This window comes from Phormidesmis priestleyi ULC007 (assembly GCF_001895925.1).
GTDB classification, from domain to species: domain Bacteria; phylum Cyanobacteriota; class Cyanobacteriia; order Leptolyngbyales; family Leptolyngbyaceae; genus Phormidesmis_A; species Phormidesmis_A priestleyi_A.
This window is the reverse complement of the sequence record NZ_MPPI01000002.1, coordinates 160,470-179,325: the sequence shown is the minus strand read 5'-3', so window position 1 is coordinate 179,325 and position 18,856 is coordinate 160,470. Positions and strand designations below refer to the sequence as shown.

Below are 18,856 nucleotides of genomic sequence, written 5' to 3'. Positions count from 1 at the left end.
TAGTCCCTCACCCCTGGTCTTGCTCTTGTTTTCCTTCTTCAACCCCGTTCGAGAAGTTTTGGTGCGCTGGTGGTCGGAGTTTACGCTCCAGACTAAGCTGATGGCGGCGGCAACCCTAGTCGTGTCGCTGATTATGAGTGGGCTGACTTTTTGGGCAGTCAACACAATTCAGCAAGATGCTCGCGTTAACGATACGCGGTTCGGCAGCGATTTGGGGCTGCTGCTGGCGGCAAACGTGGCTCCTCTGGTTGGAGAGGACGATCGTACTGAGTTAGCTCGTTTTTCGCATCGCTTTTATGGCAGCACTTCCAGCGTGCGCTATATGCTCTATGCCGATACGAATGGCGAAATCTATTTTGGGATTCCTTTCTCAGATTCTGAGGTGCAAAATTCGCTGACGATTCGCCGTCGCATTCAGCTACCCGAAAATTTTGCTGAAACCTCAGATTTACCGATGGTGCGCCAGCACTTAACGCCCGATGGTGAAGTCACCGACGTGTTTGTGCCCTTGGTGTATGAGGGCAAATATTTGGGTGTGTTGGCGATCGGCACTAATCCAAACCCGACGGTGGCCGCGTCATCTCACCTAACGCGAGATGTCACGGTGGCTGTGTTTGTCTCGATCTGGGTGATGGTGATTTTAGGGGCGGTGTTTAATGCGCTGCAAATCACTAAGCCGATTAAAGAGCTTGTAGTTGGCGTTAAAAATATTGCCAAGGGCAACTTTCAGCAGAGGGTTGATCTGCCTGTGGGGGGCGGCGTTGAGTTGAGCGAACTGATTGCTAGCTTTAACGAGATGGCAGAAAAACTAGAGCGCTACGAAGAACAAAACATTGAAGAACTCACGGCGGAAAAGGCGAAGTTAGAGACTTTGGTGGCGACGATCGCCGATGGTGCTGTTTTGCTCGATACCAATCTGCAAGTGGTGTTGGTGAACCCGACTGCTCGCCGCATCTTTGGCTGGGAAGGCAAGCCCGTGGAAGGAACCAACGCGCTTTACTGTTTCCCAGTGCCTGTGCAGGTCGAATTGACTCGCCCACTCTATCAGGTTGCCAGAGGTGAACTGCGTGAGGAAGCTGAATTTCGGATCACGCTCACCGAGCCAGTGAATCGCACCCTGAGAATTTTGTTAAACACCGTTCTGGATTCTTCTAAAGAAAACGTCAAAGGTGTGGCGGTGACGGTGCAAGATATCACCCGTGAAGCGGAGCTAAATGAAGCAAAAAGTCAGTTTATTAGCAACGTGTCTCATGAGTTGAGAACGCCCCTGTTTAACATCAAATCCTTTATCGAAACGCTGCATGAATATGGCGATGAACTAACTGAGACGGAGCGGCAAGAGTTTTTAGAAACGGCAAATCGAGAAACCGATCGTCTGACTCGACTAGTCAATGATGTGTTGGATCTGTCTCGCTTAGAGTCGTGCAAGATTTATCACTTAGAAGCCGTCGATCTGGCACAACCGATCGAGCAAATTCTTCGCACTTATCGACTCAACGCTAAAGACAAAGGCATCGAGCTACTGCAAGAAGTTGAAGCCGATTTGCCTGCGGTGATGGGGCACTATGATTTGCTTTTGCAGGTGTTTGCAAATCTGGTGGGCAATGCCCTTAAGTTTACTGAAGCGGGCGGCAAGGTGATGATTCGCGCCTCTCTGCATTCGCCCGAAACGGTTCGCGTTGAGATCGCAGATACCGGAATTGGCATTGACCAGGAAGACCAAAATGCCATCTTTGAGCGATTTTTTAGAGTTGAGAACCGGGTTCACACGCTAGAAGGAACGGGTTTAGGGCTGTCGATCGTCCGCAATATTGTGCAGCGTCACCACAGCCGCGTCTATCTAGTCAGTGAAGTGGGAGTCGGAACCACGTTTTGGCTTGACCTCCCCATTTATCAAGATGAGATTGCTGCGATCGCAGCGTTGAAGCTAGCCGAAGAATCTCACACCCTGGAGGCGGCTGTTTCTGAGGCGAGTATAGTCACCACAGGTTCATAACCAATGTGATTTCGTCACGCGATCGCTGAAGCCGATTTCCAGGTTTGCAATCCTTGCAGTACTTGATCGGTGGTGGCAGTCCAGCCGACGATGCCACCTTGGGCGCGCACCATTTCTAGCGTCGCTTGCTTGAATTCTGGAAAGTAGCTCTCGGTCGCATCTTCGACGAGCAAGCACTCATAGCCCCGATCGTTGGCTTCTCGCATGGTTGTTTGGACACAAACTTCAGTCGTTACGCCTGTGATCAGCAGGTGGGTCACGTTGCGCTCTTTTAACAACGGTTCGAGGTCGGTGTTGTAGAACGCACCTTTGCCCGGTTTTGGGATCACGATTTCTCCTGGAAGCGGAGCCAATTCGGGGATGATGCCGTTACCTGGTTCACCCAAAATGAGAATTCGTCCCAGCGATCCGGCATCGCCGATCGTCAATTTTCCTTTACCCCGTTTGCGCTTAGAGTCGGGACAGTCTGACAGATCGGGTTGATGTCCCTCAGTCGTGTGGAAAATGGGGAGGTTTCGCGATCGACAGCCTGCTAACAGCGTTTTTAGAGTCGGCACGATCGCTTGCAAAAGGCTAACATCGTTCCCCAAAATGTCACCAAATCCACCCAGTTCCATAAAGTCACGCTGCATATCAATCACGATCAGCGCAATGTTGCCGTCTTCAGGCAACTCGTAGTCATAAGGCTGTGCAGAAATAATAGTCATAGGGCTAATGTCCTGCCATGCTGCGACCGATCGCAGCAAAATCAGCCGTTGCGATCGGGCTTTCATAAGCAAATTTGCCTTCACTGATCACGAGGATGCGATCGGACAATTTCAGCAACTCGTCCAGATCTTCGCTGACGAGCAGCACCGCAACGCCTCGGTTTCGAGTCTCCAAAATTTCGCTGTGAATATAATCGACGGCGGCAAAGTCCAGACCAAAACAGGGGTTAGCGGCAATCAGAAGGTTAATGTGATCTGAAGAAAGCTCTCGTGCAAGAACGGTGCGCTGGACGTTTCCACCAGAGAGATTGCTGACTGGAGTTTCGGGAGAAGGCGTTTTAATTTTAAAGATTTTAATCAAGCGCTGGGCAGCCTCTCGAATCGGCTTAAAAAGCAGCATCCAGCCTTTGGCTTGAGGCGAACGATCAAACGTTCTCAGTGCCAAATTCTCTGCCACGCTCATTTGAGGCACACAGGCATTTTTAAGCGGCTCTTCGGGCAGCACAAAGACGCGATGCTTAAACATTTCGCGGCGACTGGCCCGATAGACTTCGCCATTGACCAAAACCTGCCCAGCGGTGGCGATGCGTTGACCTGCCAAGACTTCGACTAATTCGCGCTGACCGTTGCCAGAAATGCCTGCAATCCCGACAATTTCGCCACTATTGACGGTCAGATTTACGCCCGAAATCGCCTCTAGCCCATTGTCTTTATTGGCGTGAATCTCCTGAATTTGCAGCACCGGGGTCGGGTCGGGATGCACCGTCTTCTCAACTTTTTGAGGATCGCGTTTTTCGCCCATCATCATCTCTGCCATGTCGGCGATCGTCAGATCTTTAACGCTGCCGCTCCCCGCAAATTTGCCCTTTCGTAAGACGGTGATCTCGTCTACAAACGCTGTCACCTCGCGAAATTTGTGGCTGATTAGCAGCACGCTTAAATGCCCCGCGACGACTTCTTGGCGAATCAAGCCCAACACCTCATCGGCTTCACCGGGCGTTAGCACTGAGGTTGGCTCATCTAGAATTAGAATCTTGCTCTTGAGATAAAGCTGTTTGAGAATCTCTAGTTTTTGCTTTTCTCCAGCCGCGAGTTGAGCCACGATCGCACTCAACGGCAGCTTAAACGGAGCCGTCTCCATAAATGCGTTCAGCACCTCGTATTCAGCTTTCCAGTCAATCAGCGCGGCACTTTCATAGCGGCAAAGCACCAAATTTTCTGCCACCGTCATCGCCGGAACTGAGGTGAAGTGCTGATAGACCATGCCAATTCCGTGTCTTTGAGCGTCGCGGGGGCTAGCGATCGTTTGCACCTGCTGGTTAAAGCGCACCTCTCCAGAAGTGGGCTGATAAAAGCCCATGACGCATTTTACGAGCGTACTTTTTCCGGCTCCGTTTTCTCCCAACAGGGCGTGAAACGTGCCGGGTTTTAGGGTCAATGAAACCTGATCGAGGGCGATCAGTTGACCAAATTGTTTGGTCATATTTACGACTTCGAGTTCGGGGGGCAGGTCGAGTTCTTTGGTTTGGCTGATTTCGACGGCTGGATTCATGACTTTTATTGAAATTTAGAGTTTTTAAGTGAAAGTTCCTAAAGCGCCAGGTGCGCCTGTGAGCGTCTTCTTGGGAGAACAAGTAATGATCATGATCAGCAGCGTCAGAATGTAAGGAGACGCGTTGAAGAGATAATAACCGCCCTCAACGCCGACCGCTTGCAAGGCAGGGCCGATCGCTTGTGCGCCTCCAAATAAGAGCGATGCCCAAAGGCACTGAATCGGATTCCAACGGGCAAAGATCACCAGAGCAACCGCCATCAAGCCCTGACCGCTAGAAATGCGCTCTGACCAGCTACCGGGGTAGTAAAGCGACAAATATGCCCCGCCAATCCCAGCTAAAAAGCTGCCAGCGATGATGCACAGCATTCTCACTTTTGCGATCGAGATGCCCATCGCTAACGCTGCATCGGGACTATCGCCAACCGCTCGAATAAATAATCCCCAACGAGTAGACTTAAAAAACCAAGCCATTAACGGCGCGAGCAAAATTCCGATGATCAGCAGAGGACTGATTTTTAGAGCGGATTGAATTTGAGGAACGTTGCTCCAGGCACCCAGATCAAATGTTGGCAGTTGAGGGGCAGGCGGTTGAATAAACGGTTTTCCTAAAAAGAAGGCGATGCCACTGCCAAAGATAATCATGGCAATGCCGACAGCGACATCATTCACCTTGGGCTGCTGAGATAGCCACGCGTGAATAAAGCCTAAAACCATTCCGGCTAGACCTGCTACTAGAACGCCCAGCCAGGGAGAAATTGCCGGGCCGACGCTCTTTTCGGTCAGATAAGAGATCGCGTAGGCACTCATTGCCCCGGTCAAAAGCGTTCCTTCTAACCCCAAGTTGACTTTGCCGCTTTTCTCAGTTAGGCACTCGCCCAAACTCACAAATAAGAAGGGGGCACTGCCGCGTAACATACCCGCCATGATTCCTAAAGGAACGCCCCACCAACCTAGTGCTTCTGTTGCCATTTGAATATCTCCATTGAATTTGGGTGCGATCGCAAGTAATTTAACGTCAGTTCGACGAGGTTTTTCGCTTCGTTGTCAGCGGCTTCTGCCCCCTAAATCCCCCATTCTGGGGGACTTTGAACCGGAACTTGTGGCTTGAAGTCCCCCAATTTGGGGGATTTAGGGGGCTTCCAGAATTCACAACCGGAGCGAACCGCTTCCGTCGAACTGACGTTAATTTATACTGCCAGGGTTGCTGAAGGGGGAGGCAAACTCGGTGCTTCGGGTTCTTTAAAGATGGCGAACCGTCCGTAGAGAGATTCGCTGTAGAGAACGACGAGAAACACTAAGCCTTGAAAGACATAGACTGTGGCATCGGGTAAGCCTAACTGTCGCTGCAAGATGCTGCCGCTGGCGAGAATTCCGCCGAGTAGAATTGCCACAACGCTGGCAGCGATCGGGTTATGTCGCGCAATAAATGCCACCAAAATTCCCGCATAGCCATAGTTAGCATTGAGTGATTCGTTGGCTCGACCGTGTACTGCCGCGACTTCGACCATCCCGGCTAACCCAGCAGCAGATCCAGCTAGAAAGCAGATCGCGATCGTCAATTTGCCGACGGGCAATCCGGCAATTCGGGCGGCTTTGACGTTTCCGCCTGCCGTTCGTGCTGCGAATCCAAACGTGGTGCGCTGGATCAGGTAGTAAGCAATGATGCACACGACAATGCCGTAGAGCAACCCGTAATGGACTCGTGTAAAGGGAATGTTGCCTAGCTTATCGGCATCAGGAATCGGGAAGCTAGAGGGCTTGTTAAGAGAAGTCGGATCGCGCATCGGGCCGCCTACCAGATGGTTGAGGATCGCGATCGCGATGTAATTCATCAATAGGCTGCTAATCGTCTCGTTGACAGCTCGATAGTGACGCAACGCTCCGACTATGCCGATCCACACCCCTCCAGCGAGGATGCCTGCGATCGCCATGACGATTTGAACGACGAGCGCTGGGGCAGAACCCGCGACGGATAAGCCTGCGGCGATCGCGGCAATCCCACCCATGACTAGTGCCCCTTCGTTGCCAATGATTACCAACCCCAATCGAGCAGGAAGCGCGGTACACAAAGAGGTCAGCATCAACGGGGCGGCTCGAATTAGCGTATTTTGAAAGGCAAACCAACTGCCAAAGGCTGCTTTATAAATTGCCCCATAGACCGCAAAGGGATTGGCCCCCGCTGCCGCACAAAACAAGCCAAACAAAAAAAGTGAGAAGATCAGAGCAGCGATCGGAATCGAAACCGCTTCTAACGTTTTACGCCAATGAGCGCTAGTCAGCATACGCAACCGAGTGAAGGATGATGAAAGAATATAAGCCTTTTTATTCGATAAAAGTGCATCGTGATGTACCAAATTTAACGATCGTGGAAGAATAGCGATCGTTGAGGAAATTCTTTAAAGTTTTGTAACTAATTTGATAAGTTCTCTGAATGCCTAAATCTTGGCTGTTTGTGATAATCGCTTTCGCGGTGCTTCGTTTGGTGTTTTGGCTGACGGCGTTTCCAAACCCTGACGAAGCTTACTATTGGCTTTGGGGTCAGCATCTAGACTGGTCTTACTATGACCATCCGCCCTTAAATGCTTGGGTTCAAGGGGCTTTTACTGCGGTTTTTGGACGCTCTAATTTCACACTGCGGTTGCCCAACTTAATCAGTAGTGGCGCGATCGGTTATACCTACTATAGAATTGTTCATTATCTTTATCGAGATAAGATTGAACAACATTTTTGGTTAGTGATTATATTAGTGCTTGCGTCCCCGTTGTATTTTTTATTTTTGGGGTTGGCGTGGCACGATCACTTACTAATTACGTTTTCGTTAATTTCTGCATACTTATTTATTACGTTTCTGGATGGTTATGTTACAGAGCAAAAAGGTGAAAGTTGGCGACTCTATTCATCAGCTATTGCGATCGCGCTTGCTGGATTGTGCAAATATAATGCCGTGTTTGTGCCGCTTGGATTTCTCGCTGCGATGATTGCCGATCGCCGATTAAGACCATTTTTGCGTGATCGTCGGCTCTATTTTGCGATCGCGATCGCCAGCAGTGCGTTGATTCCGATTCTGGTGTGGAATCTCTCGAATGATTTTCAGTCGTTTCATTATTATGTCGATCGCAGTATTCATCCGGTTAATGGTGGAATTAAATTAGGTTCGTGTCTTGCTTTCATTGGCGTTTCATTTTTTGTAGTTTCTCCATTCTATTGGAGAGGCTTTTATCGGAGTTTTAAACAGCCCAGTCATTTGATTCGCACTGATTCTGTTTACCCGATCGTCGCATTTTGGATGTTCGCAGTCTCTACCATTATTTTGACGGTTATTTCTCTGATTTCGGCTGCGCTTTATTATTGGAATATTACTGCTTATCTTTTATTGTTTCCTTTACTCCCGGCCTGTTTTATTCGGGCTTCAAATTTCGGATCTAAAGCGTTATCTGGCTTTCAGCTTTATGGATTATTATTTGCAACCCTGCTAGTGGTACATTATTGTGCTTTACCGTTGTCAGCACTGGTCAGCAAAGACGCTGATCCAGATTCACGGATGTTGTTTGGCTGGAACGAAGTTGCTGTTGTCGTTACACAGCAGGCATCAGAACTTCAGACTTCGCCCTTGTTGATCACCACCGATTATCGATCGGCATCTGCTCTGGCTTATCAACTTAACGATAAAACTGTGAGAGCGATCTCCGATCGGGTCGATCAATTTGACTTTTGGTATCCCGATGATCTGCCCTTTCGAGACAAAAATGCAGTAATTTTGTCGGATGATTGGTTTCCGGTGCAGTCAAAGCTACTTGCAAAGTTCGATCGAGTTTCACCACCGATTACTGTTCCGATCATTCGGTTTGGCGTGTGGATCAAGAACTACTATGTTCAAAGAGGCTATGGATTGAAATAAATGGACTGTATTCACATAACAGGCATTCTCAGTTATGGCTACACGGGTGCATTGCCTGAAGAACAACGATTAGGACAGTGGTTTGAAGTCGATATAACGCTGTGGCTCGATCTCTCTCAAGCTGGAGAAAGCGATCTATTGGCACACACTTTAGATTATTGCGATGTGATCGAAATTGTGCAGAACTTAGTGAAGACTTCTCGTTTAATCTTGTTAGAGAGATTGGCAACGCTGATTGCAGAATCTGTTCTTAACTTCGATCGCGTCTCTCAGGTGCGGGTGCAGTTGATCAAACCTGCGGCTCCGATTCCTGACTTTGGCGGCAAAATCACGATCGACATCACTCGCACTCGATCATAAAACAACGTGAATTCGAGACTTCGTTACGAGTCCATCGCGCCCCCTAAATCCCCCAATTTTGGGGGACTTCAAGCCAAAAATTCCGGTTCAAAGTCCCCCAGAATGGGGGATTTAGGGGGCAGAAGCCGCTGAGAACGAAGCGAAAAAACTCGTCGAACTGACGTGTTAAACACGATAATCAGCCAGAAGCTAACTTGTGAGCAAAGCGAGTCGTTTCGGGCAAACGATATTTGGTCGTGCAGCCCATCACATAAGCGATCGCCGTTTCTAAACTAATGCGATGACCGGGAGAAATATAGAGCGGGTTTGTATTGGGGCGAGTTTTGAGCACTGCGCCGATCGTCTCGCCGCGATCGTACAGTGGCTCCCAAGTGCCTCTTTTGTCTGGTACTTCGGCGTGTTTGCCAATCAGACGAGATTTTGCCACTCCAATCGCAGGTAAATTGGTCAACACTCCCAGATGACACGCGATACCAAACCGTCGAGGATGCGCGATGCCTTGACCATCGCAGAGCAGTAAATCAGGCATAATTTTGACATTCTCTAACGCATCTAAAACCGCCGGAACTTCTCGAAACGAGAGAAACCCCGGAATGTAAGGAAACGTGGTGGGACGACGCGCGATCGCCTGATCACACAACTGCAATTCTGGATAACTCAGCACGGCAACGGCTGCACGAGTCACTGTCCCGTCTGCCTCAAAACCGACATCAACGCCCGCCACATAGTTCACCACCCCGAAGCGATCGCGCGTGATCACCTCAGTTCGCAGCGTTTGCTGAATCTCGATCGCGGCTTCTGCGGTCAAAACCCACTCATGTTTCTGCTCAATTTTCATGCTTCATCCCTCATCCTTCCTCTTGATATCGCCCTACAATCAAGTGGTCTACCATCTACGGGCGCAATGTTAGGACGACTGCTCAGTTCGCGCTATCGAATCGTCAGGGTGCTTGGGTCAGGCGGGTTTGGTCACACGTATGTCACTCAGGATACTCAGCGTCCTGGGAACCCTTTGTGTGTATTGAAACACCTCAGTTTTGCCAGCCATAATCCTGCGATTTTGCAGCAAGCGAGGCGGATGTTTCTCTCAGAGGCAGAAACCTTGGAGAAGTTGGGCGAACATGATCAAATTCCGCGACTGTTGGCATATTTTGAGGAAGACAAAGAGTTTTATCTCGTTCAAGAATTTATTGAAGGGCACCCGCTCAGTGACGAATTACTGCCCGGAAAAAAGCTCTCTGAAGCCCAGGTAATTCTACTGTTAAAAGATGTCTTAGGCATATTGAACTTTGTTCATGCTCAAAACGTTATTCATCGAGACATTAAACCTGAGAATTTAATTCGCCGCGATCGCGATCAAAAACTAGTTCTAATCGATTTTGGTGCCGTTAAAACCATCGAACATACGATCGCCGAAGCCACCGGAACCACTGAGATCAGTATGCCAGTCTACACGTCAGGCTATGGAGCAAGTGAGCAGTGTTTGGGCAAACCTCGCTTTAGCAGCGATGTCTATGCGTTAGGAGTGATCGGCATTCAAGCTTTGACAGGAGCGCGCCCTGTGCAGTTGCCGCAAGACCCCAACACCTGCGAACTCGTTTGGCAAGATTTGGTCGAAGTGCAGCCAGAACTCGCCACCGTGCTGGAAAAGATGACAAAGTTTCACTTCAACCAGCGCTATCAAACTGCTGATGAAGCACTAGAAGCACTGCAACATCTTCAGGAAACAGAGAATCAAACCCAAGCCCCGCTCTCTCGATTTGATGCCGTTCGGGGTGCTAATGTTCGTGCCGCGATCGTACCACCACGCCCTCGATTTTTAGCCGGGGCTGCAATGCCGCTGAAGATCGCGACTAGCATCGGTGCAGCGGCTTCTCTAGCTCTGGCCACTTGGACGGTGACTCGCACATTAACGCCCAAAGCACTTCCGATCGTCAGTCCGAGTTCGATTCAGACTCAGATTAGCGTAGGTGAAAAAATCCTCACACCCGGAACGGTTCTCCCGCTTAAGCAAGAAGCCACCGACCAGATCGCCGTCGGAAACCTCAAACAAGCGGTCACTCTCCTAGAAAAAGCGCGTCGAGCCAACGTCGCCGACCCCGAAACTCTGATCTATCTCAACAACGCGCGAATTGGTCAGCAGAAGTCTTACACCGTTGCCGTAGTGGTGCCCCTCAGCACTCAACCCGGTTCTTCGGCAGAAGTTTTGCAGGGAGTGGCGCAGGCGCAAAATCAGGTTAATCAAACTGGGGGTATTAATGGAGTGCAGTTAAAGGTGGCGATCGCCACAGACAACAGTGAACCAGAAATTGCTAAACAAGTGGCAAAAGCCTTTGTTGATGATGCAACAGTTTTAGGCGTAATTGGTCACGGCACGAGCGATACCACTCTCGCGGCTGGAACAATCTATCAATCTGGAGAACTTGTTGTTATCTCCCCCGTCAGTTCTGCTGTTGCGCTGTCGGGGTTTAGTCCCTATGTGTTTCGCACCATGCCTAGTGATCAACTGCCTGCAAAACAGCTTGGCAATTATATGGTGACGCAGCTTAAAAAACGCAAAGCTGTAGTGTTCTTTAATTCTGCCAGTGCTTATAGCAACTCGCTTAAAGACGAATTTAGTAAAGCTTTGTTCTATGGCGATCGTGGTCAAGTAATCGACGCGATCGATCTAAGCAAACCGGACTTTAACCCCGTTGAAAGTGTCGATCAAGCGATTAAGAAAGGGGCACAGGTGATCATGCTTGCACCCAATAACGAATTCTTCGATCGGACTCTTCTAGTCATTAACGCCAATCAAAATCGGTTGCCTCTTTTGGCAGGTGATGCGCTTTATTCACCTAAAACCTTACAGATCGGCGGCAAGACTATCGCAGGCATGGTTTTAGCCGTGCCGTCTTATCAAGCTGAGATCTCAAAATCTGCATTTCAAAAGCAAGCCAAGACACTTTGGGGAAGCCCAGTGCGGTGGCGAACAGTGTTGGCATACGACGCGACCGAAGCGTTGATTGGGGCACTTCAGCGCACACCAACTCGCAATGGCATTCGGCGATCGCTGGCAAGTCCTGATTTTGCGGTGATGGGCGCAATTCATCAAGTCAAGTTTTCTGAGAGCGGCGATCGCCCGATTGATCTCGAACTGGTGAAAGTGACGGCTGCTCGATCGGGCAAGCAATACGAATTTAAAGCGCTGTCGAACAAGAAGTAAAAGATTCGGCGTTGCTGAACAATGGTATGAATTCGCCCCCCAACCCCCCATTTTGGGGGACTCTTGGACTTTCAAAGTCCCTCACTTGTGGGGGATTTAGGGGGCGTTCCAGAAATGTCGCTACCCACCGATTCATACTTGGATTCAGCAACGCCAAAGATTCAAATGATTAAATCTGCTGGGGTCATGTCTTCATAACGCTCAAACGGCTGATGAATCCAAGGATTATCAGCCAAATAATCGACATAATAATCAGGCTTGATCACCGAGCAGGCTTTGTACCACAACACACCTGTCCGCACCTCTTCGATATAAAATCCGTAGTGATGCTCAAGCCAAGGAATCGTTTTTTGTAGTGTCACCCCAGAATCTACTAAATCATCCACGAGCAAGACATGGCTGCCCAAGTTAGGTGTGGTCATCGTCAAGTCGCGCGAAAACACTAAGCTACTGCGGCTTTTGCCACTTCGATAAGAAGAAGTCGCCAAAATTGCCAGGGGCACGTCATAGATACGAGCCAAGACATCTCCAACCCGCAAACCCCCTTTAGCAAGGCAGACAATTTGATTAAATTCCCAATTAGACTTGTAAACTTGAGCGGCTAGGTGCTCGATCGTGCGGTGATAATCTGACCAAGATACATGAAGATCTGACATGGGAAGGCATATTAAGTCGGTTAAAGATTTGGCACGATTTGGACGATCGAAACCCAAAGATGATGAAAATAATACAGCTAGTAACCCGGTTTCTATGATGTTCCTATGAATAATTCTGCCGATCAACCTGCCGCAATGTCAGGAAAACTCAATTTAAGCACCAAGTTGGCATACGGGGCAGGTGATTTTGGGCCAGCCGTCACTGCAAACATCCTATCTGTATTCTTGCTCATTTTCTTCACCAGCGTTGCAGGGCTAGACCCAGGAATGGCAGGCAGCATTCTGCTAATCAGCAAAATTTGGGATGCGGTGAACGATCCGATCGTGGGGATGCTGAGCGATAAGACTCGCAGCCGTTGGGGTCGCCGTCACCCCTGGATGATCTTTGGCGCAATTCCCTTCGGGTTTTTCTTCTTTCTACAGTGGCTGGTGCCCCAGTTTAGCAGCGACCCGACTACCAATCAGTGGAGTTTGTTTTGGTATTACATCGCGATTAGCATTCTCTTCAACAGCTTCTACACGGCTGTCAACTTACCCTACACGGCTCTCACACCCGAACTCACCCAAGACTATGACGAACGCACTAGCCTCACCAGCTTTCGATTTGGGTTTTCGATCGGGGGCAGCATTTTGTCGCTGCTTTTAGTAGGACGCATCTTCGATCTGCCATTGCTAAAAGATAATCCTCTTCAACAATACTCAGTCATGGGAGCAGCCTGTGCTGTAATCTCTGTTTTACCCTTATTTTGGTGCGTTTGGGGCACTCGTCAGCGAGTCAAAGAAACAGAGCACCTGCGTCAAGAAACGAGTAACGAGGTGTCGCTTCCCTATCTCGAACAGCTTAAAATCGTCTTCAGCAACAGACCATTTTTGTATGTGATTGGGATCTATCTTTGTTCGTGGCTTGCCGTGCAAAACACCGTGTCAGTCATTCCCTACTTCGTCAAGAATTGGATGGGTCTAACCACGCAGGATTTTATCAATGTCATTATTGCGGTTCAGGTGACATCTTTTATCATGCTGTTTGTCTGGAGCGAGGTCAGCAAACGAGTCGGCAAGAAAGCGGTCTACTTTATGGGTATGACCGTTTGGATCATTGGTGAAATCGGGCTATTCATGCTACAGCCCGGACAAACCGGACTGCTGTATGTCTTAGCGGTAATGGCAGGTTTTGGGGTCTCGACAGCTTATCTAATTCCCTGGTCGATGATTCCCGATGTAATTGAGCTAGACGAGTTGCAAACTGGGCAACGCCGCGAAGGAGTGTTCTACGCATTTATGGTGCTGTTGCAAAAAGTGGCACTCGCGATCGGGCTGTTCCTCGTCGGCTGGGTGCTGCAACAATCAGGCTTCTTAAAAACCATCACAGGTGAGGCAGACCCGACTCAGCCTGCTTCTGCACTCTGGGCAATTCGCGTTTTAGTCGGGCCCGCTCCTCTCGTCGTGCTGATCATTGGCTTGGTGCTAGCCTACTTCTACCCCATCACCAAAGAAGTTCACGCTGAAATCTTGCTCAAGCTGCAAGAACGCAACCGCGAAAGGTCTCAAGAAAATCAATAGCTCGGCTGCCTGACTCGTCACCAACCCCAAGAGTCAGGTTCCCCTTTAAAGGGCCCCACAATATCGCTAGTCACCCAGCCACCATAAAAGTTTCCAGGCTGCGGTGTCACCTTTTCACCATCGACATAACAAGCATCCATCGGTGCCGCATAGAAGGCGACATAGTGCGCGATCGCCGCAAACTCAGGAGTCGGATTGGCATAATACCAGGCGACATCTACCGCTTGTTTGTCGCCGACTGACACTGTGTAGTAATTTCCAGAACCCTTCCACTCGCAGTAGGTCGATCGGGCAGACGCAATTAAATACTGCATCTGGATATCGTCAGGCGGAATGTAGTAAACCGGAGGATGACTGGTTTCTAACACCCGCATCGCCCGTCGCGTGTCGGCAATCACTTCGCCATTCAACACTACTTGAATCGGCTTCTCAGTCAACTCTAACCGAGGCGGACGGGGATAATTCCAAACAGATTCTTGACCAGGCTGCGGGGCAATAGGTTGAGGACGCATGAAAAACTCTTGAAACATCAAAGGGACACAATTCGATCGTGTCCCTTTATTTACCAGTTATCTAAACCCATTGTCCAGCCTTACCAAAGGGCACGAACTCCTCCGCTTCCATCATCAGAAGTAGAAGACGGGGTGGTCGTGGTGTTGTCAGGGGTAGAAGATGGCGTGGTCGTACTGTCAGGACTCGTCGATGGCGTAGTCGTGCTATCAGGAGACGTTGACGGTGTGATCGTGCTGTCAGGTGTAGAAGATGGGGTGGTCGGATTACCAGGTGTGCCAGGGATGCTGTTGGGTGTCGTCGTCGAATCGGTAGGATTGCCGCCAGCCGGAGAGATAGATCCACCCGGAGCAGCCGTAGGCATACTCATGCCGCCCGGTGTCATAGAGCCGCCAGACGACGGAACCACGACATCAGCCCCAGTGCCACCCGAACCGCTCGGAGCCGCCGAAGGATTGGTAGGAGTGCCGCTCGGAGCCGCGCTCGGTGAATTTGGTGAACTGCCAGGAGTTGTTGAACGATCCATGTTCACACTGCCAGGACTCGTTGAACGATCTAAAGTAGGCCCTACATTAGAAGGTTCCGCAGTGGGAGCCGAAGAGGGATTCGTCGGGGTGCCACTAGGGGTTACGTTATTCATCCCGCCACCTGATGACTGGGAAATGCGGTTGTAGGGAGCTTCGTTAAAGATAGTAGGATTAGGATTGACCTTCGAGAGAGAAGGAGTGGCTGAGAAAGCAGGGAAGGCAAGCAGAGAGCTGGCACCAGCAAGCCCTAAAGTTCCGGCAAGTTTAGCGCATAGCTTTGCTGCACTAAAAGTGTTGACGCGTTTGTTAGTTCCGTTCATATTGATCTCCTTACTGTTGATGATCTAGCAACCACAGAGGCTGCTGTTCAAGAGCCGAAATCACGACTCATTGCTGCACGAATAATCTGATCTAGAATCATCGCCACTAGCCAGAAGTGTAAGGATTCACGAGTTGCGGATACTCTCCCCCCGGATATAGATCTATGTTTCTCAACAAATGCTCAACAAAGGGCTGATATTGGGATTCATTTCACCACTTTGACGACTGTTCCCACGTTGATCTTTTCAAAAAGTTCTGCCGCATCTTTGACATGCATGCGAACACAGCCATGAGATGCAGCTTTTCCAATTGAGAGAGGTGTGGGCGTACCGTGAAGCCCGATCGAGTTTTTGCCGTCTGTCCAAAAACCCAGCCAATAGCCACCTAAGGGGTTTTCAGGGTCTTTGCCCGCTACTTTCTCACCTGTGAAGGGATGCACCCAGACTGGGTTTCTGACTTTTTGCCTGACTCGAAAGTTGCCTGTCGGTGTTTCCCACCCAGGGCGACCCACTGCGATCGGGTAGGTTTTGACTTTGACATCTCCTTGATAAAGCGTGACCTGACGTTTGCTGAGACGAATTTCTAGCCGCAAAGGCTGAGTGACAGGCTGGGTTTGAGGAGTTTGAGGAGAATCGAGAGATTGGGTAGGAGTGGGTGTGGTTTCATTCAAGCTAGGCTCTGCGCCGATCGCCAGTCCTGATTGAGAAACGGTGAGGGCGACCATCATTCCTAACCAGCCCATTCGCCTAACAGAATACTTCAGCATTGACAAATTCAACAAAACTACACCGATGAGCGAAACAGGTTAAGCGTTTGTGCATCATCCATCTACAGGAAGACGATCGCCCTTAACCACTTCAAAAACCGTCCTAGGTCTTTAGGCACAGATTGCCAGAAAGTCTTTATGAGGTGGTGGCTAAAAATTGCTTTAGACTCAAAAGACTGATCGTTTGGCCTAAATTAATCGGCAAAACTGAAATGCCTTCGATGCGCGACTGCACCCAACCATCACCCCACGCCCATTCGTGAAAGCCATCAATGCCTTGACTGAGCAAAAACCGCACCCGATTAGGTTCTGCAATCTCGACCTGATGTTGAATCGCGATCGCACCTGCCCAACTCATAAACGTCAATCCGGGATGCAACGTTGTGGGCAAGCCAGGTGAGAATCGCTCAAACCAAAGCCACTTAGAAAACTGGGCAGGGTTGGCGAGACTCTGACGAAGCAGGGCTTCAGAGGCCGCAACTTCAATCCGCAAACTGCTTTGTTGAAAGATACCAAACATCAGGCAAATCAAAATTGGGAATGGTTTTAGTATGGCAAACTCTGAGGTTTAGCGACTGCCAAACTCTAAATCTCGTCTACCCTCTAGGGCGCGTGCCAGCGTCAACTCATCGGCATATTCTAAGTCGCCGCCCATCGGCAGACCAAACGCAATCCGAGTCACCCGTGTGAACGGTTTGAGCAAGTGACCCACAAACAGAGTCGTCGTCTCGCCTTCAACACTGGGGCTGATCGCCAATATCACCTCGTCAATCTTCTGTTGACTGACGCGGCGCTGTAGCGGGTGAATATTTAGCTGATCAGGGCCGATGCCGTCGATCGGAGAGATCAATCCACCCAAAACGTGATATTTCCCGCGATATTCACGAGTTTTTTCTAACGCGATCACGTCTCTAGAATCGGCAACTACGCAAATCGTGCTGCTATCGCGATTGGGAGCGCGGCAGATGTCACAAACTGGTTCAGCCGACAAATGAAAGCAAACCGAACAGAAGCCCACTTGCAGCTTTGCCTCTACCAATGCCTGAGCGAGTGCCTTCACCTCTTCTTCAGGGCGCTTGAGAATATGGAGCGCAAGCCGTTGGGCTGTTTTAGGGCCAACACCAGGGAGATGTTGAAGGTGCTCAATTAAACGAGCGAGGGGGCGTGTGTAAACCGTGATCTTTCCTCCGATTCTGTCCAGATCCTAGCGCATCGGGGCGGGTGTTTGCTTAACCGGGTGGCCAAGTCAGGGGGCGACCACCAAGGATGTGCAGATGCAGATGATCAACGGTTTGTCCGCTATCGTCGCCTGTGTTGATCACAACTCGATAGCCGTTGGTAAGCCCGACTTGCTCGGCGACTCGCTTGGCGGTTAAAAGTAGGTGCCCCATCAGCGCGTGATCTTGCGAGTCTGCGTTAGAGAGTTTGGCGATCGCTTGTTTAGGAATCACTAAAATATGCACGGGCGCTTGCGGATTCACATCGCGAAAGGCGAGGGCGAGATTGTCTTCATAAACAATGTCGGCAGGAATCTCTTTGCGGATGATTTTGCCGAAAATCGTGTCGTTGGTTTCACTCATGGCAGACTGCTAGGTGCGATCGCTCTCATTCTAAAAGCGGTGTGACTCTGAAATCATGCCATGAAACGACCTAGAGAGACTTATTTGAGATAGGTGCAGTCCGATCGCATTCTTTACGTTTCAGGCGATGGCATAAACCGTTGTCTTTCTGTTTTGCGTTGGTTTGTATTGAGTTGGAGCAGAGAGGCGGTTGTGCGTCCTTCTGGTGTAGTGCCGATAATTTCGTGATTTTGCAGCGTGAAGTGTTCTGACCAAATTTGAGTGCGCGGATTGAATAAGAAGCAAAACCGACGGGTTACGGGGTCGAACGAGCCAAGATCACTGCCTTTATGTCGATTGCATCGCCAGCAGACGAGGGCTAAATTTTCTGGTTCGGTCTTACCTTGATGTTTTTCGGCAATGATGTGGTCAACCTCGTGGGGAAAGAACGTAATGTCGATCGGGACGAGGCAAAGTTCGCAGCGATACCCTGCCCGTTCTTCGACTAACCGCCTGATAGCGGCAGGAATAGGGGTCTTGCTCATCCGACGGGAGGGAAGGCGTGAAAATTGCCGGACTTCAGCATGATGATGAGATGTTCAATGCGTTCAAATTCGTCGAGTTCGGATTGTTCTAGGGGGGTAAGTTGGTTAGCTTGGCCGCGATCGAGCAAAATCGATAGCCGCTCTCGCATAGCAGCAGTAGGGCAAAAGTTGGCGATTTGTTGGGCGGTGGGATTGCTAATGATGAAGTCGAAAATGTAGCGGTAAATGGCGGCAGGCACGGCAGGTTGCTGAAGGCTCAAGGTGAGAAGTTCGATTAGGCGATCTCGGCTACCGCTTTGGTTGATCTGTTGCAGGAGATCGTCTGGAAGATCTAGGGTGATTTGGGGCATGGCAGAGTTTTGTGTAAGCACTCTGTGGGTATTTTAGCAGGGCGGAATCCAGGCTGCGAATAGTAAATACTGCGCGCTCACTGCCATGCACTTGCAGAAGTTAGAGGCTTCAGTATGGTTTAGAGGTCGTTGCATCTAGAATGGCTCAACCTCTACGTCGCTTTGCGAAATCCCCCCAGCAGCCCGATCGCTAGAAACCCACTGTAAGGGCAGGCGACCGCGTTCGAGGGGGTGACAAACCGAGCAATTTGGCGCTTGATCGCCCGATGAAAAAGCGATCGCTTCCATTTTAAGGGCTGTGTAACCTCTGGAATCCTGCCATAAAATAGACAGCAAAATAC

20 protein-coding genes are annotated in these 18,856 nt (G+C 49.9%); 6 read left to right on the top strand and 14 right to left on the bottom strand.

The window, feature by feature from the left end:
- The first annotated feature begins 25 nt into the window (after positions 1-25).
- Positions 26-1,996, top strand: a complete 1,971-nt coding sequence (gene nblS / locus BRW63_RS03210; RefSeq protein ID WP_073069602.1) for a two-component system sensor histidine kinase NblS — start codon at positions 26-28, stop codon at positions 1,994-1,996.
- Positions 1,997-2,010: 14 nt separating this feature from the next.
- Here the strand turns inward: nblS and BRW63_RS03205 are convergent, their stop codons facing one another.
- The 4 genes from BRW63_RS03205 to BRW63_RS03190 all read right to left on the bottom strand — a co-directional run bounded on the left by BRW63_RS03205 (position 2,011) and on the right by BRW63_RS03190 (position 6,540).
- Entirely contained in the window at positions 2,011-2,769 is a 759-nt protein-coding gene (locus BRW63_RS03205) for a cysteine hydrolase family protein (protein ID WP_317615784.1), read from the bottom strand.
- Entirely contained in the window at positions 2,708-4,255 is a 1,548-nt protein-coding gene (locus BRW63_RS03200) for an ABC transporter ATP-binding protein (protein WP_073069467.1), read from the bottom strand. Before BRW63_RS03200 ends, BRW63_RS03205 begins: the two co-directional genes overlap by 62 nt.
- 24 nt (positions 4,256-4,279) lie before the next feature.
- Entirely contained in the window at positions 4,280-5,227 is a 948-nt protein-coding gene (locus BRW63_RS03195) for an ABC transporter permease (protein WP_073069466.1), read from the bottom strand.
- Between the two features lie 218 nt (positions 5,228-5,445).
- Positions 5,446-6,540, bottom strand: coding sequence for an ABC transporter permease (locus BRW63_RS03190; RefSeq protein WP_073069465.1), 1,095 nt, complete (start codon positions 6,538-6,540; stop codon positions 5,446-5,448).
- A 149-nt stretch (positions 6,541-6,689) separates the two neighbouring features.
- Here BRW63_RS03190 and BRW63_RS03185 point away from each other — a divergent pair, with 149 nt between their 5' ends.
- Both BRW63_RS03185 and folB read left to right on the top strand, forming a co-directional pair.
- Positions 6,690-8,156: an ArnT family glycosyltransferase gene (locus BRW63_RS03185; RefSeq protein ID WP_073069464.1), complete on the top strand. Its 1,467-nt coding sequence runs from the start codon at positions 6,690-6,692 to the stop codon at positions 8,154-8,156.
- Positions 8,157-8,516, top strand: coding sequence for a dihydroneopterin aldolase (gene folB / locus BRW63_RS03180; protein ID WP_073069463.1), 360 nt, complete (start codon positions 8,157-8,159; stop codon positions 8,514-8,516). It abuts the gene before it with no gap.
- A 178-nt stretch (positions 8,517-8,694) separates the two neighbouring features.
- Here folB and nfi read toward each other — a convergent pair whose 3' ends face one another.
- Positions 8,695-9,354: a deoxyribonuclease V gene (gene nfi, locus BRW63_RS03175; RefSeq protein ID WP_073069462.1), complete on the bottom strand. Its 660-nt coding sequence runs from the start codon at positions 9,352-9,354 to the stop codon at positions 8,695-8,697.
- Between the two features lie 66 nt (positions 9,355-9,420).
- Here nfi and BRW63_RS03170 point away from each other — a divergent pair, with 66 nt between their 5' ends.
- Entirely contained in the window at positions 9,421-11,721 is a 2,301-nt protein-coding gene (locus tag BRW63_RS03170) for a bifunctional serine/threonine-protein kinase/ABC transporter substrate-binding protein (protein ID WP_143161994.1), read from the top strand.
- A 161-nt stretch (positions 11,722-11,882) separates the two neighbouring features.
- Here BRW63_RS03170 and BRW63_RS03165 read toward each other — a convergent pair whose 3' ends face one another.
- Positions 11,883-12,377 (bottom strand): phosphoribosyltransferase, encoded by a 495-nt coding sequence (locus BRW63_RS03165; RefSeq protein WP_073069460.1) that lies wholly within the window; start codon positions 12,375-12,377, stop codon positions 11,883-11,885.
- A 105-nt stretch (positions 12,378-12,482) separates the two neighbouring features.
- Here BRW63_RS03165 and BRW63_RS03160 point away from each other — a divergent pair, with 105 nt between their 5' ends.
- Positions 12,483-13,937: an MFS transporter gene (locus tag BRW63_RS03160; protein ID WP_073069459.1), complete on the top strand. Its 1,455-nt coding sequence runs from the start codon at positions 12,483-12,485 to the stop codon at positions 13,935-13,937.
- 17 nt (positions 13,938-13,954) lie between these two features.
- On the opposite strand, the gene BRW63_RS03155 is transcribed toward BRW63_RS03160, so the two are convergent.
- Positions 13,955-14,449, bottom strand: a complete 495-nt coding sequence (locus BRW63_RS03155; protein WP_073069601.1) for a DUF427 domain-containing protein — start codon at positions 14,447-14,449, stop codon at positions 13,955-13,957.
- Between the two features lie 9 nt (positions 14,450-14,458).
- On the opposite strand from BRW63_RS03155, the gene BRW63_RS03150 reads away from it, so the two are divergent.
- Positions 14,459-15,121, top strand: a complete 663-nt coding sequence (locus tag BRW63_RS03150; RefSeq protein WP_143161993.1) for a hypothetical protein — start codon at positions 14,459-14,461, stop codon at positions 15,119-15,121.
- A gap of 379 nt (positions 15,122-15,500) precedes the next feature.
- On the opposite strand, the gene BRW63_RS03145 is transcribed toward BRW63_RS03150, so the two are convergent.
- From BRW63_RS03145 to BRW63_RS27500, 7 genes are all read right to left on the bottom strand, one after another.
- Complete coding sequence (locus tag BRW63_RS03145; protein WP_073069457.1) at positions 15,501-16,061, bottom strand: L,D-transpeptidase; 561 nt, start codon at positions 16,059-16,061, stop codon at positions 15,501-15,503.
- Between the two features lie 136 nt (positions 16,062-16,197).
- Positions 16,198-16,581 carry a hypothetical protein gene (locus BRW63_RS03140; protein WP_073069456.1) on the bottom strand — a complete coding sequence of 128 codons (384 nt, stop codon included), beginning with the start codon at positions 16,579-16,581 and terminating at the stop codon, positions 16,198-16,200.
- A gap of 48 nt (positions 16,582-16,629) precedes the next feature.
- Positions 16,630-17,241, bottom strand: coding sequence for a recombination mediator RecR (gene recR, locus BRW63_RS03135; RefSeq protein ID WP_083582650.1), 612 nt, complete (start codon positions 17,239-17,241; stop codon positions 16,630-16,632).
- Positions 17,242-17,290: 49 nt separating this feature from the next.
- On the bottom strand, positions 17,291-17,641 hold the full coding sequence (locus BRW63_RS03130) for a histidine triad nucleotide-binding protein (protein ID WP_073069454.1): 351 nt from the start codon (positions 17,639-17,641) through the stop codon (positions 17,291-17,293).
- Between the two features lie 113 nt (positions 17,642-17,754).
- Positions 17,755-18,165 carry an HNH endonuclease gene (locus BRW63_RS03125; protein ID WP_073069453.1) on the bottom strand — a complete coding sequence of 137 codons (411 nt, stop codon included), beginning with the start codon at positions 18,163-18,165 and terminating at the stop codon, positions 17,755-17,757.
- Positions 18,162-18,515: a hypothetical protein gene (locus BRW63_RS03120; RefSeq protein ID WP_073069452.1), complete on the bottom strand. Its 354-nt coding sequence runs from the start codon at positions 18,513-18,515 to the stop codon at positions 18,162-18,164. Before BRW63_RS03120 ends, BRW63_RS03125 begins: the two co-directional genes overlap by 4 nt.
- A gap of 135 nt (positions 18,516-18,650) precedes the next feature.
- A complete protein-coding gene (locus BRW63_RS27500; protein WP_143161992.1) occupies positions 18,651-18,851 on the bottom strand; it encodes a hypothetical protein in 201 nt (66 codons plus the stop codon).
- Between the last annotated feature and the right edge of the window lie 5 nt (positions 18,852-18,856).